We start from the raw sequence: 18,763 nt of genomic DNA on the forward strand, positions 1-18,763 counted from the left end.
GCAGCTTAAACGTAAGCGGTGATATTTAGCACGCTCGACAAGCAAGAAAAACAGCAACGTATTACCCTGCAAGCCTTAATAAATTAGACCAACAACGCAATACCCACATCAGGTATTATTTAGCGGGGCTAGACCACTTGGCGCGTAACTGCTGCACCGTGCCATTATTACGTATCAGTTTATAGCCTTGGTTAAACTGCTCTAAGGCCCACATGCCTTGCGGATGGCGCAGGCTAAAACCGATAAATACTAGTGTGTGGGTACTGGGGAATGCAACATTCACTTGCCTAGCCACACCAGCACTTTCTGCCCAATATTGCGAACCCTGCAAATCGTTCGAGATCACTAACGCAGCATCTAGTTGGCCAGCAGCTAAACGCCGCAAGCTAATTTGCTCGGTGCGCGATGGAATAAACGCCACGCCTCTTTTTAGTGTCTGCATCGCTGTATCGGCATATTCATAATCTTTTACGATGCCCACTTTCAGCGGCGCAGCCAACTCAGATTCGCTATGCACTTTTAAGGGCTGAGCTTTGTTTTGGAAATACACCCCCAAGGCGCGATATAAAGGCTCATCGGCAAATTTTACTTTGCCTTCAAATGCCGGATCCCACGCCATATTAAAACAAGCCGACGTCGCGCCTTCGAGCACCAGCGCTTTACACCGCGAATACGGCACCACATTCAATTTTACTTCGACGCCAACAGCAGCAAAAGCGGCCCGCACAACATCGTTGGCGTAACCTGTGCCATCGGCTTTGGAAAAAGGCTCTGCGGCATCTTCCACCATAATGTCTAGCGGAGCTGCCGCTACCGGAAAACACACTGCCAAAGAAACACAACACACTGCGACGAAACGGGGAAGTGAGATCCAAGCAACCATGACGCAATCCGAGCCACAAAATTACTTTATAGGCGGCACTGCGGCATGCGACAGAAATTTCTGTAATCTTTGTGTCATGGCTTCGCAGATCAAACTGCGCTTAGATTTCACCCCATTTGCGCAGCAAATTATGATAAACCCCAGTCAATTGCACCGCGGCTGGGGTATCACCCATTTCTGTGCGAATTTGGCGGATGCTGGTATCCAAATCAAACAAGAGGCTACGCTCGCCCACATCTTTAATCATGCTTTGCATCCACATAAACGACGCCACGCGTGTACCGCGCGTGATGGGTTCAACACGATGCAGGCTGCTTGATGGATACAAAATCATATCGCCCGCAGCCAGTTTCACTTCGTGCAGGCCAAAGGTATCTTCAATGACCAATTCACCGCCATCGTATTCATCCGGCTCAGAGAAAAACAGCGTAGCCGATAAGTCGGAGCGCACCCACTCGCCGGTTTCGGTAATGCGGCGCACGGCATTATCAACGTGATTGCCAAACGTCATCCCTTCGCCATAGCGATTAAATAGCGGAGGAAAAATCCGTTTGGGCAAGGCTGCAGCAAAAAATAAATCATTATTAGCTAGCGCATCCAAAATCACTTGGCGCACGGCCACCGCCTGCGCGTCGTCATTCGGTAATTGCTCATTGTTTTTGACTTTGGCCGACTGGCTACCCGCAGTGATTCGCCCATCAAGCCAGTTGGCCCGATCTAGACGAGCACGACAGGCTGCTACGGTTGCAGTATCGAGTACTTGAGGAATATGAATCAGCATAAATATGATTTCCAAAATAATGAGCAACTATGGCCGAGATATACTCGGCCATGTATTGCTTCATACTCTATTTAGAATATAGTCTTAGAACTTATACCCAGCGGTTAAACGCGCTGAACGCGCAACGCCCGGCACACTAAAGCCACCGTACAAGCCTTCGTAGTGCTTGGTATTGAACAAGTTATACACGTTCAATTGTAGGGAGAAGTCGCGGTGGCTCCATTCGGCCATCGCATCCCAACGCACATAGCTTGGCAGGTAAACGATATTGGCTTCGTTGGTGTAGCGTTTGGCCATCCAATTTGCCCCGCCGCCCACTTTCCAATTGCCGTCGATTTGGTAAGTCGACCACAAATTAGCCGTGTATTCTGGCGCATTGGCAGGCTGATTACCTTCTTGATCTTTGCGCAATGGATTGGCCACTTCGTCGATCACCGCATCCATCCAAGCGGCACCGGCAAATACATGCCATTTGTCCGTTATGCGGCCAGCACCTTCGATCTCGATACCATCGGTATGGCGTTTACCTGATAACAAGTACGGTTTCACAACGCCCGGTTCGATATCAGTTTGGCGCTCATTGGTTTTCTCGGTACGGAATACCGCGGTGCGCAAGGCCAAATCACCGTCCAGCAAAGTCCATTTCGCGCCGATTTCGTAGTTGACGTTCTCTTCTGGATCGGTCATCGCGCCTTTCGGGTCCATCGAATACGATTCAGCAGATGGGTTAAACGATGTACCGTATGACACATAGTACGATTGCTGCTGATCTGGCTGGTAAATCACCCCCGTACGCCAGCTCCACACATTATCGGTGCGGCTAGTGTCCGCACCTGCTGGCAATTTGGTGTAGGAAATATTGTCGGTACTGGCTTTAAAGCGATCGTAACGCGCACCGAGCAAAACTTTCCATTGCGGATTGATTTCAATCATGTCTTGCAAATAAAAGGCAACCGTATCCGCTTGCGCGTCAAAAGCCACGGTTTTAATCGGATCGCTACAATTGGCGGGTACACCACTGGTATTTGGATTGCCAACAGTCGTGCTTGGCATTGCGCAAGATTGCGGCAAACCATTTGCACCCAGTTTTTGACCTGGGCGCGTATCCACTTGCACGCGACCGGTGTTAAACACGCTTTCACGCGTCAACTCTACGCCCGCCAATACATTGTGGCGAATCGCGCCGGTTTCAAAATCCCACAGCAAATCGGTGACGTTAGACAAAATTTCCTGTTCGCGATCACGCAATTTGCGACCGCGGGTAATTACTGTGTTATCCGACAGCGCTTCTGACGTATTAGCAAAGCTCAGACCCGGCGCATTGGCGCGCAAATCCAGATCATATTTACCGTAACGAGTCGCGTTTTTGATCGTCATATTCGGGTTGATCTGATGCTGAACGCTTAAAGTTGTCACATCAGTGCGTGTTTTTTCTTGGTCAAAGTCTTTTAAACCATAGAATGTCTCAACGCGATCAATCGGCTGATCGTTACCATGAATTGAGCTATTGCCAGCTTTGGTGCTTGGCGTAGTCGCTTTACGGTAGTACGGCACACCGTAATCGGGCACATTGTTTTCTTCGTAATGCACATACGACAGCGTCACTTCAGTCGGACCACCGATTCCCCACTTAATGCTCGGCGCGACGCCCCAGCGATTCATTTCCGCACCTTCACGGAAGCTACCCGCTTTTTGCCCCATCATCGCTACGCGCACGGCGGTATTGTCGTTCACTGATTTATTCAAATCGGCTTCAGCGCGGTAATAGGCATCAGTGCCAATCGACGCTGAAATCTGATTAATGTCGCCCAAATATGGGGTTTTGGTTACTTGATTCACCACACCGCCAGTCGAGCCACGGCCATACAGCATCGAGGCTGGGCCGCGCAAAATTTCTACCGTATCAATAAAGAAGGTATCGCGGTTGTATTGCGCTGCATCGCGGAAATTATCCAGATACAAATCGTTTGATGCATTAAAGCCGCGAATACGCACGCCATCACCGCTGGCGCCGCCTTCGGCTGCGTTAAAGGTTACGCCGACCGCATTACGCAGCGCTTCTTTGAGCGAATTGGCATCTTGGTCTTGCATCAATTGCTGCGTGACACTAGTGATCGACTGTGGCACATCACGGGTATCTTGCTGAGTGCGACCAACAGAAACCGTTGGCGCTTTATACGTATCGACCGTATCTTTCTTACTTGGGTTTTGTGCTGTCACTTCAACCGGTTTGAGTACGGTCTCTTCCGCGTGTACACCGCCCGCTACCACACCAAACAACGCTGCCGCTGCTGGGTATTTGGCCAAATGGCGTACGCCGGTTTTTTTCTTGTGGATCTCTCTCATGGTCTTCTCGTTTTAACGACTTCTAGGGAAAAAATGGGCAAAAAAAAGGCGGGATTAACCCGCCGTGTTTCGGTTAATCTAAAAATCAGGGCCAAGCGACACCTACCGTCGAACTGACGGAGTTAAGCAGTCTTAAGTAGGTACAGCAGATCAACCTTGACTCCTTGCCCTGCTCGAGCAAATGGATTAATTGAAAACACCGCGGGGATCCCGCCCGTTCAAGCGCGTTTGCTTTAATACAAATGTGTTCTTTACGTTTACTTCGCAGTCGCTTCACCATTGGTCATCAGACCAATGCGCGTCAGCCCCGAGCGCTGTGCAGCTGCCATCGCCTCGGCAATGCGCTCGTACTGCACGGTTTTATCCGCATATAAATGCACTTCGGTCAGCGGGTCTGCGGCAAAAGCGGCGGCAAAACGTGGCTCGAGCGCAGCCACTTGAATCGGCGTTTGATCGTCGAGCAAACCGCCATCGGCTTGCAGCGTTAATTTAATTGGCTGCTTCGTTTGCTCAACCACCGCCGCGGTGGCTTTGGGTAATTCAACGCGTACCGCGTGCGTCATCACCGGCGCAGTCACAATAAACACCACTAGCAGCACCAGCATTACATCGACCAGCGGCGTGGTATTGATTTCCGCCATTGGCGCTGCATCTTGCGAGGAAAAACTACCGAATGCCATGGCCACCCTCCGTCAACAGCTGAGCATGCAAATCATGGGTAAAGCCATCGAGCTCTTGCGCCAAACGACGGTTACTGCGAATAAACGCGTTGTACGCTACGACCGCAGGAATTGCGACCGCCAAGCCAGCAGCAGTGGCAACCAAAGCTTCACCAATTGGTGCGGCAACGGTAGTTAGCGATGCATTTCCCGCCGTCGCAATCCCCACCAGTGCGTGATAAATGCCCCACACCGTGCCGAACAGGCCAATAAATGGTGACACCGAACCGGTTGTCGCCAACCAAGTCAGACCACGCTCCATCTTGGCCGTTTCTTGGCTGAGCTTGGTGCGCAAATTGCGCACTAAATAATCATCGAGCGAAACAGCTTGTCCTAAACCGCCGCCTTCATGCGCACGGTAGTGGCGCAGGCTATCGGCGCCTGCACAAGCCAGTTTCGCGGCTGGCGCCTGATGCTTCACCGCCAAACTAAGCGCTTCTTGCCAGTCTTGGGCTTGCCAGAACGAGGCCATAAATTTTTGCTGATGGCGCTTCATCACCCACAATAAACGCGAGCGAGCAATAATCACCACCCAGCTCACAATAGACATCAGCACCAAAAGACCAAATACTGACTGCAAAATCGGATCACCCGAATGCAAAACCAAAGACAAATCCATCACAAACCCTTACGACTTTTTGATTGAAAAATTAACGGGTACAACGACAGTACCAGCAACCGCTTCATCACCCTTTTTCGCCGGCACAAAGCGCCAGCGTTGCACGGTGGATTGCGCCACCGCATCTAAGCGCGGATAGCCACTGCTTTTGTGTAATTCGATTTTTTCTGGCAAACCGGCGGCACTGACTAGCACGCGCAAATACACCACGCCCTGCTCGCCCAGCGACAATGATGCGGGCGGATACGGTGGCTTGGGGTTGCTTAAATAATTGGCGTGAAAACTCGGCGCACTCAATACAGGCTCAGCCTGCTGACTTTGCCCTTCCCTTCCGCTAGAGGGCACGACGGCAGCTTCAGTGCTGGGCTTAACTTGCTCCTTAGTTAGCTCAGCGTTTTGCACTTCTTTTGCGGCAGCCACCTCCATTGTCGAAACCCGATCTGGTGTTTCGGCTTGGGCTTGCGGCACCAAAATTCGTTTGGGCTGCGCGATGCGCTCCTGCACTTTCTGGCGCACCTCTTTAATTTTTTGTTTTACCTTTGCAACGGGCTTAGGCTCTTGTACCTGTGGTGCAGGCTGTGCTTGACCCATAGGCAAGGGCACAGCTTGTAAAAAGATGGGTTCATCGACTGGCTTAGCCTTTTGCATTTGTCCTAATTGATAAAACAATGCGCCATGGGCGAGCAGAACAGTAAGGAGTGTTTTTTTGCTATCGAGAATCATTCGCACATATTACCGACAATCATTCTCATTTGCAATATTTAGACTGTGATTCTTACATTAGAGATGTCTAGGGCGAGGCATCCAAGTGAATCATCTTCGACTCAAAAGAAAACCATGAGGTATACCCATAAAAAATATATATCAATTGATTCAAAGAGATATACTTAACGGCAGTATAGCTACGTGGGAATAAGTACTTTTCTGGCCTCATCGACCAAACGGCGTGATAGCCGCTCTAGACGCGGCGATTGCACCTTCCAGTGATGCCAATACAAACGCACGTCGGTGGGCTTTTGCGGAGCAACATCAATCAAAGCACCACTTGCAATGTAGGCGTCCGCCTGCAAATGCGGCACCATGCCATAGCCCAAGCCCAATAAAATGGCATGCAAATATGGTTCGCTCGCGGGAATGTGGTGCTCAGGATAGGCGCCGGGGCGCAACCCCAGTAGCTGCTGTAAAAATGTCGATTGCAAAGCGTCTTTGCGATTAAACACCATGACCGGCGCTTGACGGGCGGACTCGCGGCTCAGACCCGAGCTAAACCAGCGGCGATTAAATTCGGGTGATGCCAACATGCGATAACGCATTACCCCCAATTCATGCACCACACATCCTTGCATCGGATGCGGCTCAGCCGAGACACAGGCCAGGGCCTGCCCTTCTTGCATCAGGGCATAGGTATGATCTTGATCATCGACGGTTAGACTCACCAATACATTTTCAGTGATTAAAAATTCACTTAAAGCAGGCAACAGCCATGTACTTAAGGTATCGGCATTTACGGCCAGCGGCACAGTCAACGGCGCAGCGGCCTCGCCCGAGAAGCTGGCGAGAAAATCTTGTTCTAACAGCCGAGCACGCCGTAAATACTGAATTAACTGCTGCCCCGCCATCGTTGGCCGACATGGACGAGAGCGCACCAACAGCGGCGTACCAAGTTGAGTTTCTAGCTGGCGTACCCGCTGCGAAATCGCTGATGGCGTTAAATGAAGCGCGACCGCTGCCTGCTCAAAACTGCCACCATCAATCACCGCCAACAAAGCCTCAGCCTGTTTATGATCAAACTGCATACTCGCGCCTAAATTAAGATTTTTTAATGAATATAAAGATAATTTAAATATTCTGTATTTAGCAAGACCGCCACCGCACAATAACGCTCCAAGCGCTGCATTACATCATTCGCCCGCAGCGGCATAACAAAACCAATAACGAGTTCACAATCATGGCAAGCAGTGTGTTTTTTCAAGGGATGGCGCTTTGCGCGAGTTTAATCATGGCAATCGGCGCGCAAAATGCCTTTGTATTGCGCCAAGGCATTAGCCGGCAACATTTATTTACTGCCGCAATGACCTGCATTTTTTGCGATTTTTTATTGATGTCGGCCGGCGTGCTGGGCATGGGCAAGATGCTGCAAGCTCTACCTGATTTGCAAGTATGGATGGCAATTGCCGGGGCATTATTCGTTTTCTGGTTTGGTTTTCAATCACTAAAAAAAGCCTTTAAACCACAGGCGATGGTACTCGATCAAAGCGAGCAAGAAGCGAAAACAGCCAAAAGCGTGATCTTCGCCGCCTTGGGTTTTTCTATTTTGAATCCGCACGCGATTCTAGATACCGTGGTCTTAGTCGGCGGCATTGGCGCCCAACAGGCACCAGCCAACCAACCGATGTTTTTAATGGGTGCGGTGAGCTTTTCTGCGCTGTGGTTTTTATCCCTCGCCTACGGAGCTAGCAAACTCGCCCCCCTATTTGCTAAACCGATCGCTTGGCGGATTTTGGATGGCTTGATTGCACTAATGATGGCTGCAATTGGTGTTTCACTATTAAAAATGAGTGGCATCTTTGCTGCCTAAATTTTAAGCAGCGCAGCAAAATCCAATAGAAACAATACGCTAGCCAAACCATCCACAGCTTATTCATTCATCTATGCCAGCAAAGCGGGGATTAAACCTACCGCTCATCCCCGTTTTGCTTGTTTTTACACCAATCATCCTCTAATCAATCCGATCAAGCACTTAGCCTACTTACCCACAAGCAATGTGGGTTTTTATCCACGTGTATCGTGGATAAGCACGTGTTTCGATAAATCGGTTGAACTCTATTTTCGATTTCGCCACAATCTACTTGACGTATACTGTCAGAAGCTTGATCTAATTGACGTTCAGGCCGATACCCCCACTCTTTACCCCGAGCGTAATCATGAATATTGAAAAAGTCATTTTTGGTTTTTTTATTTTGCTGGCTTTTACTCTGAATTTTGGCTTCGTCATCGGTGAAATAGATGTTGCGCATCAGCACGATGTATTTGAATTATTTGCCGCGATTGTCGTCAATTTAATCGCCACCACACTGAAATTTGGAGATCGCACCCAAGTGGGTGCGCTGCATTTGGCCACGAGCTTAGTTGCTGATTTGCAATTAATTACCGCGGCTTTAGTGTGGGGCCATGCCGAATATGTTTCCGGCGTGGGGATGACGCCGGGTGTAACGTCAATGATCGTGTCGTTCGCAGCTGGCGCATTGGCAGCCAATGTGGTGTCCGTTGTGCTATTGATTGGCGAAACACTGCAGCACCGCCGCTAATATGGATGGCATTTTCTTTCTGATGCTACGGCGCTTACGCGCGCCGATAGTCATGTTGATCGGCATCTATGCCGTTGCTGTTTTGGGCTTGGTGTTGATACCCGGTGTCGATAGCGACGGCAAGCCGTATCACATAGATTTTTTTCACGCCTTTTACTTTATTAGCTATACCGCCACATCGATTGGTTTTGGCGAAATTCCGCACCCGTTTACCTACCAACAGCGGCTGTGGGTACTACTTTGCATCTATTTAGCGGTAACCGGCTGGGCCTACGCGATTGGTTCGATCTTTGGCTTGATGCGCGATGAATCGCTACGCAAGGCGATTGCCTACGCGCGTTTTCGTCGCAAAGTACGCCGTATCACCGAGCCGTTTTATCTGATCTGCGGTTACGGACAAACCGCCAAACTGCTCTGCAAAGTACTAGATGATCTTGATATCCGTTTTGTCATTATCGAGCAGCGGCAAGAGCGAGTGAATGATATTGCATTGGCTGACTTTCATTATGACACCCCGTGCTTTGCGGGTGACGCATCCAATCCGGAAATATTACAAATCGCCGGCATTTTGCACCCGCAATGTATCGGGATTGTGGGGATTACCGGCAATGAAGATGCCAACCTCGCCATTGCCATCAGCGCCTATGTCATGCGGCCTAAGTTACTCTCTATTTGCCGCAGCCGCAATCAATCTGTTGCCGACAATATGGCCTCATTTGGCACCAATAAAGTCATTAATTTATTTGAAACGGTCGGTCGAAAATTCGCTCGTCGGCTGCAACAACCCGCCGTGGCTCAGCTGTATGATGTACTCACTGATTTTCCCGGCAATCCAATTACTTACGAGCAATCACCGCCCTTAGGCCATTGGGTGATCGTTGGCTTTGGTCGCTTTGGTGGCGCGGTGTATAAATCCTTGCTCGCAGCCGGATGTAGCGTATCGGTGATTGACCCAGAACCACAGCCGCATATTCCTGCACAGGATTTCACACTGGCACTAGGCGTCGATGCACAGGCATTGCTCAAGGCCAATATCCAAAACGCAGTGGGTTTACTGGTGAGTCACGATAACGATGCGAATAATCTCTCCGCACTCGCCACCGCCCGCGAGCTCAACCCACATATTTTTACCGTGGCGCGGCAAAACCTTGCCCATAACCATATTTTATTTACCGCCTTTAAACCGAATATTACGTCGATTCGCGCACAAATTATTGCGCACGAGTGCTTAAGCGCAATGGAAAATCCTTTATTGGCTGACGCCATCGCCCTCATTCAGCATCAATCAGAAAGCTGGGCCAATGCTTTACTTCCTCGCATTCATCAGCTCAGTCACGGCAAAGTACCTGAAATCTGGCGCATTCAATTGAATGCGCAAAATACGACCGCAGTTCATGCCATGCTCGCTCAGCCCGTCCCGCCGCTGCAAATCAGGCATTACACCCACGATGCCCTAAACCACGGCGATGAGTTGCGCTGCCTCGCTTTACTGCACCGCCATGCAGGGCAAGATACGCTTCTGCCCGAACTTGATACGCAATTGCATTTTGGCGATGAACTGTTATTTATTGGCGATCATCACGCGCGTATCGCGCACAACGCCGTGCAAGAAAGTATTAGCCTGCTCGATTACATTCGCACCGGCCAAGAGCAGCCACAAAGTTGGATCTTTCGCCGATTGGCGCAACGGCAAAAAGACCGCCGTGATGCCGCTATCGAGCAGCAAATTGATTAATTTTTAATCAATAGCTAAATAAACTAATAGAACAACAACTTAACTTATTTATCCACACCTTACTCAAGCCTCTATCCTCTCAGGATGGGAATAAGTAAAAAAATTGGCACTATAGATTAGCTTTTGCACAACACAAGCAAAAATCATAAAAAAAGCCCGATTAAGGGCTTTTTTTATGCTCATCTATCGCCATGTTGATTATTTTTTAATCAATAGAAATTAAACTAATAATTACAATAACTTAATCAAATTATCCACAACTTACCCCAGCAACTGTCCTTTTTAACTGGGCATAAGACCGCTCAGGGAAACATAATAGATTAAATAATAGGCAATGCAAGTTTTTGCCATTACAACAAGCATTTAGCCTGCTTACCCACAGCCTATACATTTTCTTATGCACGCCAATTGTGAATCGCTGTGAATTGAAGCTCTGTATAAACAAGCCGCATAAAAAAGGCGCTTCATAGCGCCTTTAATATTGGTTCATTCACAGCAAGTTTTGCGGCTGCCCTCGTAAAAATCCGCTGATATTGTCGATCAGCTGATCGGCCAAGGTTTGCATCGTTTGCACACTGGCCCACGCCACGTGTGGCGTAACAATCAGATTGGGCAGATTTGCCGCCAGTAATGGATTTCCGTCCCGTGGTGGCTCGGTCACCAACACATCGACACCAGCCCCAGCAATACGCCCTGCTTGCAGCGCCGCCAGCAGCGCGGCTTCGTCTATCAGACCACCGCGAGCGGTGTTAATCAGCAAGGTATTACTTTTCATTTGCTCGATTTCTACCGCGCCGATCAGATTGCGCGTTTGCTCGTTCAGCGGGCAATGCAGACTAATCACATCGGCGGTACGCATCGCTTCATCCCAGCTTAAATAGCCAGCACGCACGCTCGTTTCACCTTTGCGCTCGACAAAGAAGGTCTGCATACCAAACGCTTGTGCGAGTTTGGCGCTGGCTTGCCCTAGCGCACCCGAGCCGATCAAGGCCATGCGGCTGCCAGCCAAATCTTGCAGCGGTTCAGCAAACAAGCAAAAGCCCGGCGCTTGCTGCCATTCGCCTGCTTGCAATCGGCTGCGGTAGGCCAGCAATTGGCGCCGTAAGGCCAGCATTAACATCAGGGTATGTTCCGCTACCCCATGAATGGCATAGTCTCGGATATTACACACCCCCACCCCATATTCCCGCGCCGCTGCGATATCGATAATGTTGTAGCCCGTTGCGGCAACGGCAATCAGTTTTAAATCGGGCAATGCCGCGATTATCTCGCGCGTAATCGGCACTTTGTTGGTAATGACCACCTGCGCACCCTGCAAACGCTCAACAACTTGATCTGCAGCTGTTTGCGGGTATGACTGCCAGCGGTGCTCAAGCGCAATCGGCTTGAGCGGCACTGGTAGGGTTTCGGCGTCGAGAAAAACAATTAATGGAGCTGAATTCATAAGTCACTAAGCAAAAGTTTACGCACAAGGCGGTGAAGCCGAAGATAGTACTCCTCGTACAGCAAGGCAAACCAACGCAGTACGTAAACTTTTGCCTAACTCGATCACAATTGATGACCAAAATGGGTTTGCGCAAAACCAAGCAAGGCTTGGCTTAATAATTGAGCAGGCCGCGTTTGCCGCGCCCAGTGGTGCCAGAACAGCGGCGTTGAATGCGCAAGCGCCGGCAACTCGCACAATAGGCCACTGGCCAAGTCCGCCTGCGCTTGCGCTCGCGGCACTACGGCGTAGGCAAAACCGGCCAAAGCGGCGGCATACAAAGCATTGCTATCGGGAATCACATGGCAGGGGTATTGGCCTTCGAGCAGTTGCCAGCGCTCGCGCAGCAAGCGGCGATGCAGGCTTTCCTTGTGACCAAACACCGCTGCTGGCGCTGCGGCTAAATCGCTCGCCTGTAGCTCAGTTTGCCAATTTAGGGCGAAATACTGAGCTAGAAAGTCTGGTGTAGCAACGCCAATGTATTCCATACTCCCCAGTGGTAACACCCCGCAGCCAGCCACTATATTTGGCTGCGTACTAATACATCCAGATACTTCGCCCGACCTTAATAGATCGAGGGTGTAGGCTTCATCATCAACTACACATTCAAGTAGCAAGCGCTGTTGCGCCAGCAAAGGAGCTAATGCGCTCAGCAGCCCAAGCGCCAAGCTATCGGCATTGACGCCAACGCGCAATGTAACCCATTCGCTGACGGTGGATTCTTGTGCCAATTGCTCATCCAACTCGCCCTCCAGCGAGCGCACTTGGCGCACATGGGCGAGCAGTTTTTCGCCGGTTGCCGTCGCGCGCAGTGGGTTTTCACGCCGCAGCAGCACTTCGCCGTGGCGCTCTTCCAATTGGCGGATACGTTGCGAGATCGCCGACGGCGTTAAATGCAGCCGTTTGGCCGCCGCATCAAAGCTGCCACAGCGCAGCACCATATCGAGCGCTTCTAAAAGTTTGTAATCAAACATAGCTTCTTAAAATAGGTAACCCACATAGCGTCAGACCACTGCCACTTAAGCCAAATTGCGGGGGGGCAAGAATTAATCGTTTTACCACGATTAGCCACTCTGTTTGAATAGCCTTATTGCGAATTTCGCGATTGACTAAGCCGATTGAAAACGCCCATGCAAAAAGTCGTCACCGCCGATTTAAACAATCCACTACATTGCGCTGCTATAGTTCGCCTACTTGATGAATATGCACAGGATTTAGCAGGCGGACAAAGCCCGCTCAGCGCATATTGCCGCAGTAATTTGATAGCGCAAATGCGCCAGCGCAATACCATCCATTGTTTGCTGGCGTATCAAGGTGAGGCCATCGCTGGGCTGGCGATTTGTGTTGAAGGTTTTTCAACATTTAATTGCCGCCCGCTGCTGAATCTGCATGATTTATGTGTCAGCGAAAATGCCCGCGGTCAGGGGCTGGGTAAATTGCTTTTGCAGCAGGTTTGCACTTTGGCGCAACAGCTCGATTGCTGCAAAGTGACGCTGGAGGTGCTGAGCGGCAATACCCGCGCAGCCGCGCTCTACCAGCAAATGGGCTTTCAACCCTACACCCTAGATCCGGCAATGGGGCATGCGATCATGCTGCAGCATTACTTATAAAACGCGCCATAGCGCACTCATAAACAGGTTAATCAACATGACCGTACTTTCGATCAATATTAATAAAATCGCGCTAATTCGCAATTCACGCGGCCGCAATTACCCTGACGTCGTCGCCTTTGCCGCGCGCTGCCTCGATTTTGGCGCTGGCGGTATTACGCTGCACCCACGCCCCGATCAACGCCACGCCCGTTATTCCGATGTGGCGGAGTTATCTGAGTTATGCCAAGCGCGCGGTGTGGAGCTCAATGTCGAGGGCTATCCAACGCCCGAGTTTCTTGAAGTCGTTAAACAATATCGCCCAGCGCAATGCACGCTGGTACCGGATGCGCCCGATCAACTGACCTCCGATCACGGTTGGGATGTCCACAAAGACGGCGAATTTTTGCGCCCGATTTTGGCTGAACTGAAAGCACTGAACATCCGCACTAGCCTATTCGTCGATTACACCACGCAAGATATGGCGCAAGCGAAAGCCATCGGCGCCGATCGCGTTGAGCTATATACCGAGCCATACGCCGAGCATTTTGGCACGCCAGCGTGTGACGCCATTCTGGCAGGCTTTCATGCCGCAGCACTACGCGCACAAGAGGCGGGCTTGGAAGTCAACGCTGGCCACGATTTAAATCTGGACAACCTTGGCCAATTTTTGACGATTCCAAATATTTTGGAAGTCTCGATCGGTCACGCCTTTGTTGTTGAATGTCTTGACCTTGGCATGCAAGAAGTACTGCGCCGCTATAGCCAAATTTGCCAACCGCACCAATAAAACAACCATCAAACCCCACTAGGAAGCATGCAATGAAACCCGTAAACGGCCCGCAAACCGCCCATATTGCCCAAACATTTGGTACGCCTGTTTGGACTTATGATGCCGCAATCATTCGCGAACGCATTGGCCAACTCAAAATGTTCGATACGATCCGTTTTGCGCAAAAAGCCAATTCAAACGTGCATATTTTGCGCCTGATGCGCGAACAAGGCGTTAAGGTCGATTCGGTTTCATTGGGTGAGATCGAGCGTGCTGTTGCGGCGGGTTTTGCCACCGGTGCAAATAGCGACGATATCGTTTATACCGCTGATTTGCTCGATCGCGCCACCTTGGCGCGCGTGGTTGAGCTCGATATTCAGGTGAACTGTGGCAGCCCACAAATGCTCGAGCAACTCGGTCAAGCTCATCCGGGCCACCGCGTTTGGTTGCGCGTGAACCCTGGTTTTGGACACGGTCACAGCCAGAAAACCAATACTGGTGGCGAGCAAAGTAAACACGGTATTTGGCACGAGCAGCTGCCCGAAGCGCTGGCTTTGATTACCAAATACAATCTTGATCTTGTTGGCCTGCATATGCACATTGGCTCGGGCGTTGATTACAGCCATTTGCAAGAAGTGTGCGCGGCGATGGTGGCCCAAGTGAAAGAATCGGGCCGCGATATTCGGGCAATTTCTGCTGGTGGTGGTTTGTCGATTCCATACCGTGTTGGTGGTGAAACGATCGATACCGCGCATTACTTCAGTCTGTGGGATGCGGCGCGTAATGAAATCGCCGCGCATTTGGGCCACCCCGTGCATTTGGAAATCGAACCGGGCCGTTTCCTCGTGGCTGAAAGCGGTAAGCTAATCGCCGAAGTACGCGCGAAAAAAGACGTCGGCAACAATCACTTTGTGCTGATCGACGCGGGCTTTTCTGACCTGATGCGCCCAGCGATGTACGGCAGTTTCCACGAAGTGAGTGTATTACGTGCAGATGGCTCGACTGCGGGCGGCGAAACGCGTGGCACCGTGTTGGCAGGCCCTTTGTGCGAATCGGGTGACGTATTCACGCAAGAAGAAGGCGGCGTGGTGACACCGCGCGATTTGCCAAGCTGCGAAATCGGTGATTGGATTGTGCTGCATGATACCGGCGCGTACGGTGCGAGCATGTCGAGCAACTACAACACGCGCCCACTGATTGCCGAGGTGATGATCGACGGCGAAGAAGTTCGCGTGATTCGTCGCCGTCAAACTGTTAGCGAATTACTGGCACTGGAAATTTAAGCCGCGATTAGCAATGCGTTGATTGGCAAATACAACAAGCCAATTAATTTACAGCGCCGCACTTTCATATCCAATAAAATGGCTTGCGAAACCCGCAAGCCATTTTTTATGGCACCCATCATCCCCACCTCGGCGGAGCTAAGCATGAGTTTGAATGTGATTACCATCGGCACGTATGGCACCTTAGTTGCCGCTTCTTTGGTTTTATTATTTGGTCGCGTTTTGGTTGAGAAAACCGCACCTCTAAAGGCCTTCACCATCCCCGAGCCGGTTGCAGGCGGCTTGGTCGTTGCTCTGTTAATGTTGCTGGCGCAGCAAATTGCTGGGGTCAGCGTTAAATTTGACACCAGCATTCAAACGCCACTGATGCTCGCATTTTTTGCCACGATTGGTCTATCGGCCAATTTGGCCAGCCTAAAAGCGGGTGGCAGCATTATGGTGAAATTTTTGTTCGTCGTGCTCGGGCTGTTGCTCATGCAAAACGTCATCGGCATTAGCTTGGCTAAACTGCTCGGCTTAGAAGGCCATCTTGGACTATTGGCGGGCTCAATCACCCTTTCAGGCGGCCACGGCACCGGCGCGGCTTGGAGTAAAGTGTTTAGCGAGCAATTTGGCATTGCCGGCGCCACCGAGTTGGCAATGGCTTGCGCGACTTTTGGTTTGGTGCTGGGCGGTGTGATCGGCGGGCCAGTGGCTAAATTTTTATTGCGCAAAGTTAGCGCCCCTGGTGCAGAACACAATCAAGACCAAGACCCCAGCATGTTTGAAGAGCCGCAAGCGACTCGGCTGATCACAGTGAATTCATTTATCGAATCACTGGCGCTGATTGTGTTGAGCCTAGCCGGCGGCCATATGTTGGCCGAAGTGCTGGCTGGCACCGCGTTTGAATTGCCGACCTTTGTTTGTGTTTTATTTAATGGCGTTTTGCTGCGCAATATTTTGTCGGCTTTAGGCTGGTACGAAGTTTTTGACCGAGAAATTTCCGTACTCGGCAATGTGAGCTTAGCGCTGTTTCTCGCTATGGCGCTGATGAGCTTGCGCTTGTGGGAATTGGCCAACCTCGCCCTGCCGATGTTGTTGATTTTGGTCGTTCAAGCCACCGCAATGGCCGCGTATGCGATTTTTGTCACCTTCCGCGTCATGGGCGCCAATTACGATGCCGTGGTGCTGGCGGCAGGCCATTGCGGTTTTGGTTTGGGCGCTACACCGACCGCGATCGCCAATATGCAGGCAGTTACGCACCGCTTTGGGCCCTCTCACCTCGCGTTTATCGTCGTACCGATGGTCGGGGCCTTTTTTATCGACATTGCCAATGCCATCATTATCAAACTGTTTATGGCGCTACCAATTTACTAAGATGTATTGCCTGAAAAGCCAATATTCATATTAACTTCACGCACATACCCTACAAGGATAAGCGATGAGCCTCGTTCATATTTATGTTGCACCTGGTTTTGAAGAAGTTGAACTGATTACGATTGCCGACGTTTTACGCCGCTGCGAGATTGATACGCAATTGGTGTCTTTAAGCGAAGAGCTACTCATCAGTGGCGCGCATCAAATCAGCGTCGCCGCTGATTTGCCGTTTAGCGCGGCAAGCGACAGCCCCGATTTAATCGTTTTGCCCGGCGGTGGGCCAGGCACCGCGGCTTTAATGGCGCACACCGCACTACACCAACGCCTGCAACAGCAAATTGCGGCAAATGCTCGGGTCGCAGCGATTTGCGCCGCGCCGATGGTGCTGGCCAAAATCGGCTTACTGCAGGGTAAAAATGCCTGCTGCTATCCGGGCTGCGAATCGGCGTTGATCGCGGGGGGCGCCAATATCAGCGCGTACAATGTCACAAGTGATGGTTTAATCACCACCTCGCGCGGCCCGGCCACTGCTGCATTGTTTGCACTGGAATTAGCTGCGCAACTGAAAGGCCACCAGATCGCGCATGAAGTGGGTAAAGCGATGCTGTATTTATAAGAGTGGCGTATGGCGGCAAAACAACCGCCATACATACCTAGCACTGTATTCGAGCAGAACAATCACCTAAAATAGCCTTCAGCAATATACCCATCGTTTCTTTCTTACCCTTTTTCAAGCTTAGCGATCCGTCGGCCAATTCGCCGCTCAATGCTATAATTGCGGCCAACCGATCTACACGCAGTGAAAATCCATGAATCAATCCGCCACTCGCCTTAATACTGAAGAACTCAATCTCGCGCTCAATTTACTGCGTGCTGGCGAGCTAGTTGGCATCCCCACTGAGACCGTCTACGGCTTGGCAGCAGACGCGAGCCAACCCGAGGCAGTGGCCAAGATTTTCGCAGCCAAAGGTCGCCCTGCCGATCACCCTGTGATCGTGCATATTGCAGGTGTCGAACAGCTCGCGGCGTGGGCACAAAATATCCCGGATGAAGCCTATTTGCTTGCCCAGCATTTCTGGCCCGGCCCACTGACACTGATTTTGGAGCGCCAAGCGCATGTATCGGATGCGGTGACTGGCGGCCAAAACACCGTCGGCCTGCGCGCGCCAGCGCACCCCATCACCCAGCAATTGCTACAGCATTTTGGCGGCGGGCTCGCCGCGCCCAGCGCCAATCAATTCGGCCACGTTAGCCCAACGACGGCAGCGCATGTACGCGGAGAATTTAGCGAAGAAGTGTTGCAACTGGTGCTCGATGGCGGCGCATGCGATGTGGGCGTTGAATCGACCATCGTCAGCTTAGTGGGCGACAAACCGAAATTATTACGACCCGGCGGCGTATCGCGCGAAGCGATTGAAGCGGTGCTGGGTGATAGCCTTGAGCATCACACCAACCAATACACCGCCAAGCAGCGCGTTTCGGGGCTACTGGATTCACACTACGCCCCCCGCACAACGCTAATTACCGGGCAAGCGGCACGATTACAAGAATGTATCGCAGAAAAATTAGCGCAAAACCAAAAGGTGGTACTAATTTGCCAAGAAATTAATACCAAGCTGGATATCGAACAATTTTTAATGCCAAGCTCACCTCAAGCATACGCCCAACAAATCTACGCCACCTTACGACAGCTAGACCTACAGCGCTTTGACACCCTATTTCTAGCGTTACCACCCAACACGACAGAATGGTTAGCGATACACGACCGTCTTGCTCGCGCGGCACACCATAGGTATTAACACAACCTTAGTATTCAGTTCTAAAAGACATCCTGCAACCGCTTATCGCCAAAAAACAACCGATCAAGCCATACATCAGCAAAAATCTGT

At 50.9% G+C, this 18,763-nt stretch carries 18 protein-coding genes; 9 read left to right on the forward strand and 9 right to left on the reverse strand.

The window, feature by feature from the left end:
• Positions 1–115 precede the first annotated feature (115 nt).
• From NT239_03040 to NT239_03070, 7 genes are all read right to left on the reverse strand, one after another.
• A complete protein-coding gene (locus NT239_03040; protein ID XGA71833.1) occupies positions 116–883 on the reverse strand; it encodes a transporter substrate-binding domain-containing protein in 768 nt (255 codons plus the stop codon).
• Between the two features lie 100 nt (positions 884–983).
• Positions 984–1,664, reverse strand: a complete 681-nt coding sequence (locus NT239_03045; GenBank protein XGA71834.1) for a Fe2+-dependent dioxygenase — start codon at positions 1,662–1,664, stop codon at positions 984–986.
• A gap of 84 nt (positions 1,665–1,748) precedes the next feature.
• Entirely contained in the window at positions 1,749–4,010 is a 2,262-nt protein-coding gene (locus tag NT239_03050) for a TonB-dependent siderophore receptor (GenBank protein ID XGA71835.1), read from the reverse strand.
• Between the two features lie 257 nt (positions 4,011–4,267).
• Positions 4,268–4,690 carry a biopolymer transporter ExbD gene (locus NT239_03055; GenBank protein ID XGA71836.1) on the reverse strand — a complete coding sequence of 141 codons (423 nt, stop codon included), beginning with the start codon at positions 4,688–4,690 and terminating at the stop codon, positions 4,268–4,270.
• Positions 4,677–5,348: a MotA/TolQ/ExbB proton channel family protein gene (locus tag NT239_03060; protein ID XGA71837.1), complete on the reverse strand. Its 672-nt coding sequence runs from the start codon at positions 5,346–5,348 to the stop codon at positions 4,677–4,679. The genes NT239_03055 and NT239_03060 overlap by 14 nt, the downstream gene beginning before the upstream one ends.
• A gap of 9 nt (positions 5,349–5,357) precedes the next feature.
• A complete protein-coding gene (locus tag NT239_03065) occupies positions 5,358–6,071 on the reverse strand; it encodes an energy transducer TonB (protein ID XGA71838.1) in 714 nt (237 codons plus the stop codon).
• 179 nt (positions 6,072–6,250) lie between these two features.
• On the reverse strand, positions 6,251–7,144 hold the full coding sequence (locus NT239_03070) for a LysR family transcriptional regulator ArgP (GenBank protein XGA71839.1): 894 nt from the start codon (positions 7,142–7,144) through the stop codon (positions 6,251–6,253).
• 152 nt (positions 7,145–7,296) lie between these two features.
• On the opposite strand from NT239_03070, the gene NT239_03075 reads away from it, so the two are divergent.
• From NT239_03075 to NT239_03085, 3 genes are all read left to right on the forward strand, one after another.
• Positions 7,297–7,926: a LysE/ArgO family amino acid transporter gene (locus NT239_03075; protein XGA71840.1), complete on the forward strand. Its 630-nt coding sequence runs from the start codon at positions 7,297–7,299 to the stop codon at positions 7,924–7,926.
• Positions 7,927–8,272: 346 nt separating this feature from the next.
• Positions 8,273–8,656 (forward strand): DUF6394 family protein, encoded by a 384-nt coding sequence (locus tag NT239_03080; protein XGA71841.1) that lies wholly within the window; start codon positions 8,273–8,275, stop codon positions 8,654–8,656.
• Between the two features lie 22 nt (positions 8,657–8,678).
• On the forward strand, positions 8,679–10,391 hold the full coding sequence (locus NT239_03085) for an NAD-binding protein (protein ID XGA71842.1): 1,713 nt from the start codon (positions 8,679–8,681) through the stop codon (positions 10,389–10,391).
• Positions 10,392–10,881: 490 nt separating this feature from the next.
• Here NT239_03085 and NT239_03090 read toward each other — a convergent pair whose 3' ends face one another.
• Complete coding sequence (locus NT239_03090; GenBank protein XGA71843.1) at positions 10,882–11,835, reverse strand: D-2-hydroxyacid dehydrogenase; 954 nt, start codon at positions 11,833–11,835, stop codon at positions 10,882–10,884.
• A 104-nt stretch (positions 11,836–11,939) separates the two neighbouring features.
• On the reverse strand, positions 11,940–12,848 hold the full coding sequence (locus tag NT239_03095) for an ArgP/LysG family DNA-binding transcriptional regulator (protein XGA71844.1): 909 nt from the start codon (positions 12,846–12,848) through the stop codon (positions 11,940–11,942).
• A gap of 156 nt (positions 12,849–13,004) precedes the next feature.
• Between NT239_03095 and NT239_03100 the strand changes: the two genes are divergently transcribed.
• The 6 genes from NT239_03100 to NT239_03125 all read left to right on the forward strand — a co-directional run bounded on the left by NT239_03100 (position 13,005) and on the right by NT239_03125 (position 18,673).
• The gene (locus NT239_03100) at positions 13,005–13,484 is read left to right on the forward strand and encodes a GNAT family N-acetyltransferase (GenBank protein ID XGA71845.1); all 480 of its coding nucleotides are present in this window, start codon (positions 13,005–13,007) and stop codon (positions 13,482–13,484) included.
• Positions 13,485–13,521: 37 nt separating this feature from the next.
• Positions 13,522–14,253, forward strand: a complete 732-nt coding sequence (locus NT239_03105; protein ID XGA71846.1) for a pyridoxine 5'-phosphate synthase — start codon at positions 13,522–13,524, stop codon at positions 14,251–14,253.
• A gap of 32 nt (positions 14,254–14,285) precedes the next feature.
• Positions 14,286–15,518, forward strand: coding sequence for a diaminopimelate decarboxylase (gene lysA / locus NT239_03110; protein XGA71847.1), 1,233 nt, complete (start codon positions 14,286–14,288; stop codon positions 15,516–15,518).
• A gap of 144 nt (positions 15,519–15,662) precedes the next feature.
• Complete coding sequence (gene gltS / locus NT239_03115) at positions 15,663–16,874, forward strand: sodium/glutamate symporter (protein XGA71848.1); 1,212 nt, start codon at positions 15,663–15,665, stop codon at positions 16,872–16,874.
• Positions 16,875–16,938: 64 nt separating this feature from the next.
• Positions 16,939–17,490, forward strand: coding sequence for a DJ-1/PfpI family protein (locus NT239_03120; protein XGA71849.1), 552 nt, complete (start codon positions 16,939–16,941; stop codon positions 17,488–17,490).
• Between the two features lie 193 nt (positions 17,491–17,683).
• The gene (locus NT239_03125; protein XGA71850.1) at positions 17,684–18,673 is read left to right on the forward strand and encodes an L-threonylcarbamoyladenylate synthase; all 990 of its coding nucleotides are present in this window, start codon (positions 17,684–17,686) and stop codon (positions 18,671–18,673) included.
• Positions 18,674–18,763 lie beyond the last annotated feature (90 nt).

Source organism: Chitinibacter sp. SCUT-21, from assembly GCA_041874755.1.
In the GTDB taxonomy this organism is placed as follows: Bacteria; Pseudomonadota; Gammaproteobacteria; order Burkholderiales; family Chitinibacteraceae; genus Chitinibacter.

Coding starts and splice junctions, on each gene's coding strand:
- NT239_03070 (XGA71839.1), bottom strand. CDS start 7,144: ATGCAGTTTGATCATAAACAGGCTGAGGCTTTGTTGGCGGTGATTGAT.
- NT239_03065 (XGA71838.1), bottom strand. CDS start 6,071: ATGATTCTCGATAGCAAAAAAACACTCCTTACTGTTCTGCTCGCCCAT.
- NT239_03090 (XGA71843.1), bottom strand. CDS start 11,835: ATGAATTCAGCTCCATTAATTGTTTTTCTCGACGCCGAAACCCTACCA.
- NT239_03075 (XGA71840.1), top strand. CDS start 7,297: ATGGCAAGCAGTGTGTTTTTTCAAGGGATGGCGCTTTGCGCGAGTTTA.
- gltS (XGA71848.1), top strand. CDS start 15,663: ATGAGTTTGAATGTGATTACCATCGGCACGTATGGCACCTTAGTTGCC.
- NT239_03045 (XGA71834.1), bottom strand. CDS start 1,664: ATGCTGATTCATATTCCTCAAGTACTCGATACTGCAACCGTAGCAGCC.
- NT239_03105 (XGA71846.1), top strand. CDS start 13,522: ATGACCGTACTTTCGATCAATATTAATAAAATCGCGCTAATTCGCAAT.
- NT239_03095 (XGA71844.1), bottom strand. CDS start 12,848: ATGTTTGATTACAAACTTTTAGAAGCGCTCGATATGGTGCTGCGCTGT.
- NT239_03055 (XGA71836.1), bottom strand. CDS start 4,690: ATGGCATTCGGTAGTTTTTCCTCGCAAGATGCAGCGCCAATGGCGGAA.
- NT239_03040 (XGA71833.1), bottom strand. CDS start 883: ATGGTTGCTTGGATCTCACTTCCCCGTTTCGTCGCAGTGTGTTGTGTT.
- NT239_03060 (XGA71837.1), bottom strand. CDS start 5,348: ATGGATTTGTCTTTGGTTTTGCATTCGGGTGATCCGATTTTGCAGTCA.
- NT239_03085 (XGA71842.1), top strand. CDS start 8,679: ATGCTACGGCGCTTACGCGCGCCGATAGTCATGTTGATCGGCATCTAT.
- NT239_03120 (XGA71849.1), top strand. CDS start 16,939: ATGAGCCTCGTTCATATTTATGTTGCACCTGGTTTTGAAGAAGTTGAA.
- NT239_03050 (XGA71835.1), bottom strand. CDS start 4,010: ATGAGAGAGATCCACAAGAAAAAAACCGGCGTACGCCATTTGGCCAAA.
- NT239_03100 (XGA71845.1), top strand. CDS start 13,005: ATGCAAAAAGTCGTCACCGCCGATTTAAACAATCCACTACATTGCGCT.
- NT239_03125 (XGA71850.1), top strand. CDS start 17,684: ATGAATCAATCCGCCACTCGCCTTAATACTGAAGAACTCAATCTCGCG.
- lysA (XGA71847.1), top strand. CDS start 14,286: ATGAAACCCGTAAACGGCCCGCAAACCGCCCATATTGCCCAAACATTT.
- NT239_03080 (XGA71841.1), top strand. CDS start 8,273: ATGAATATTGAAAAAGTCATTTTTGGTTTTTTTATTTTGCTGGCTTTT.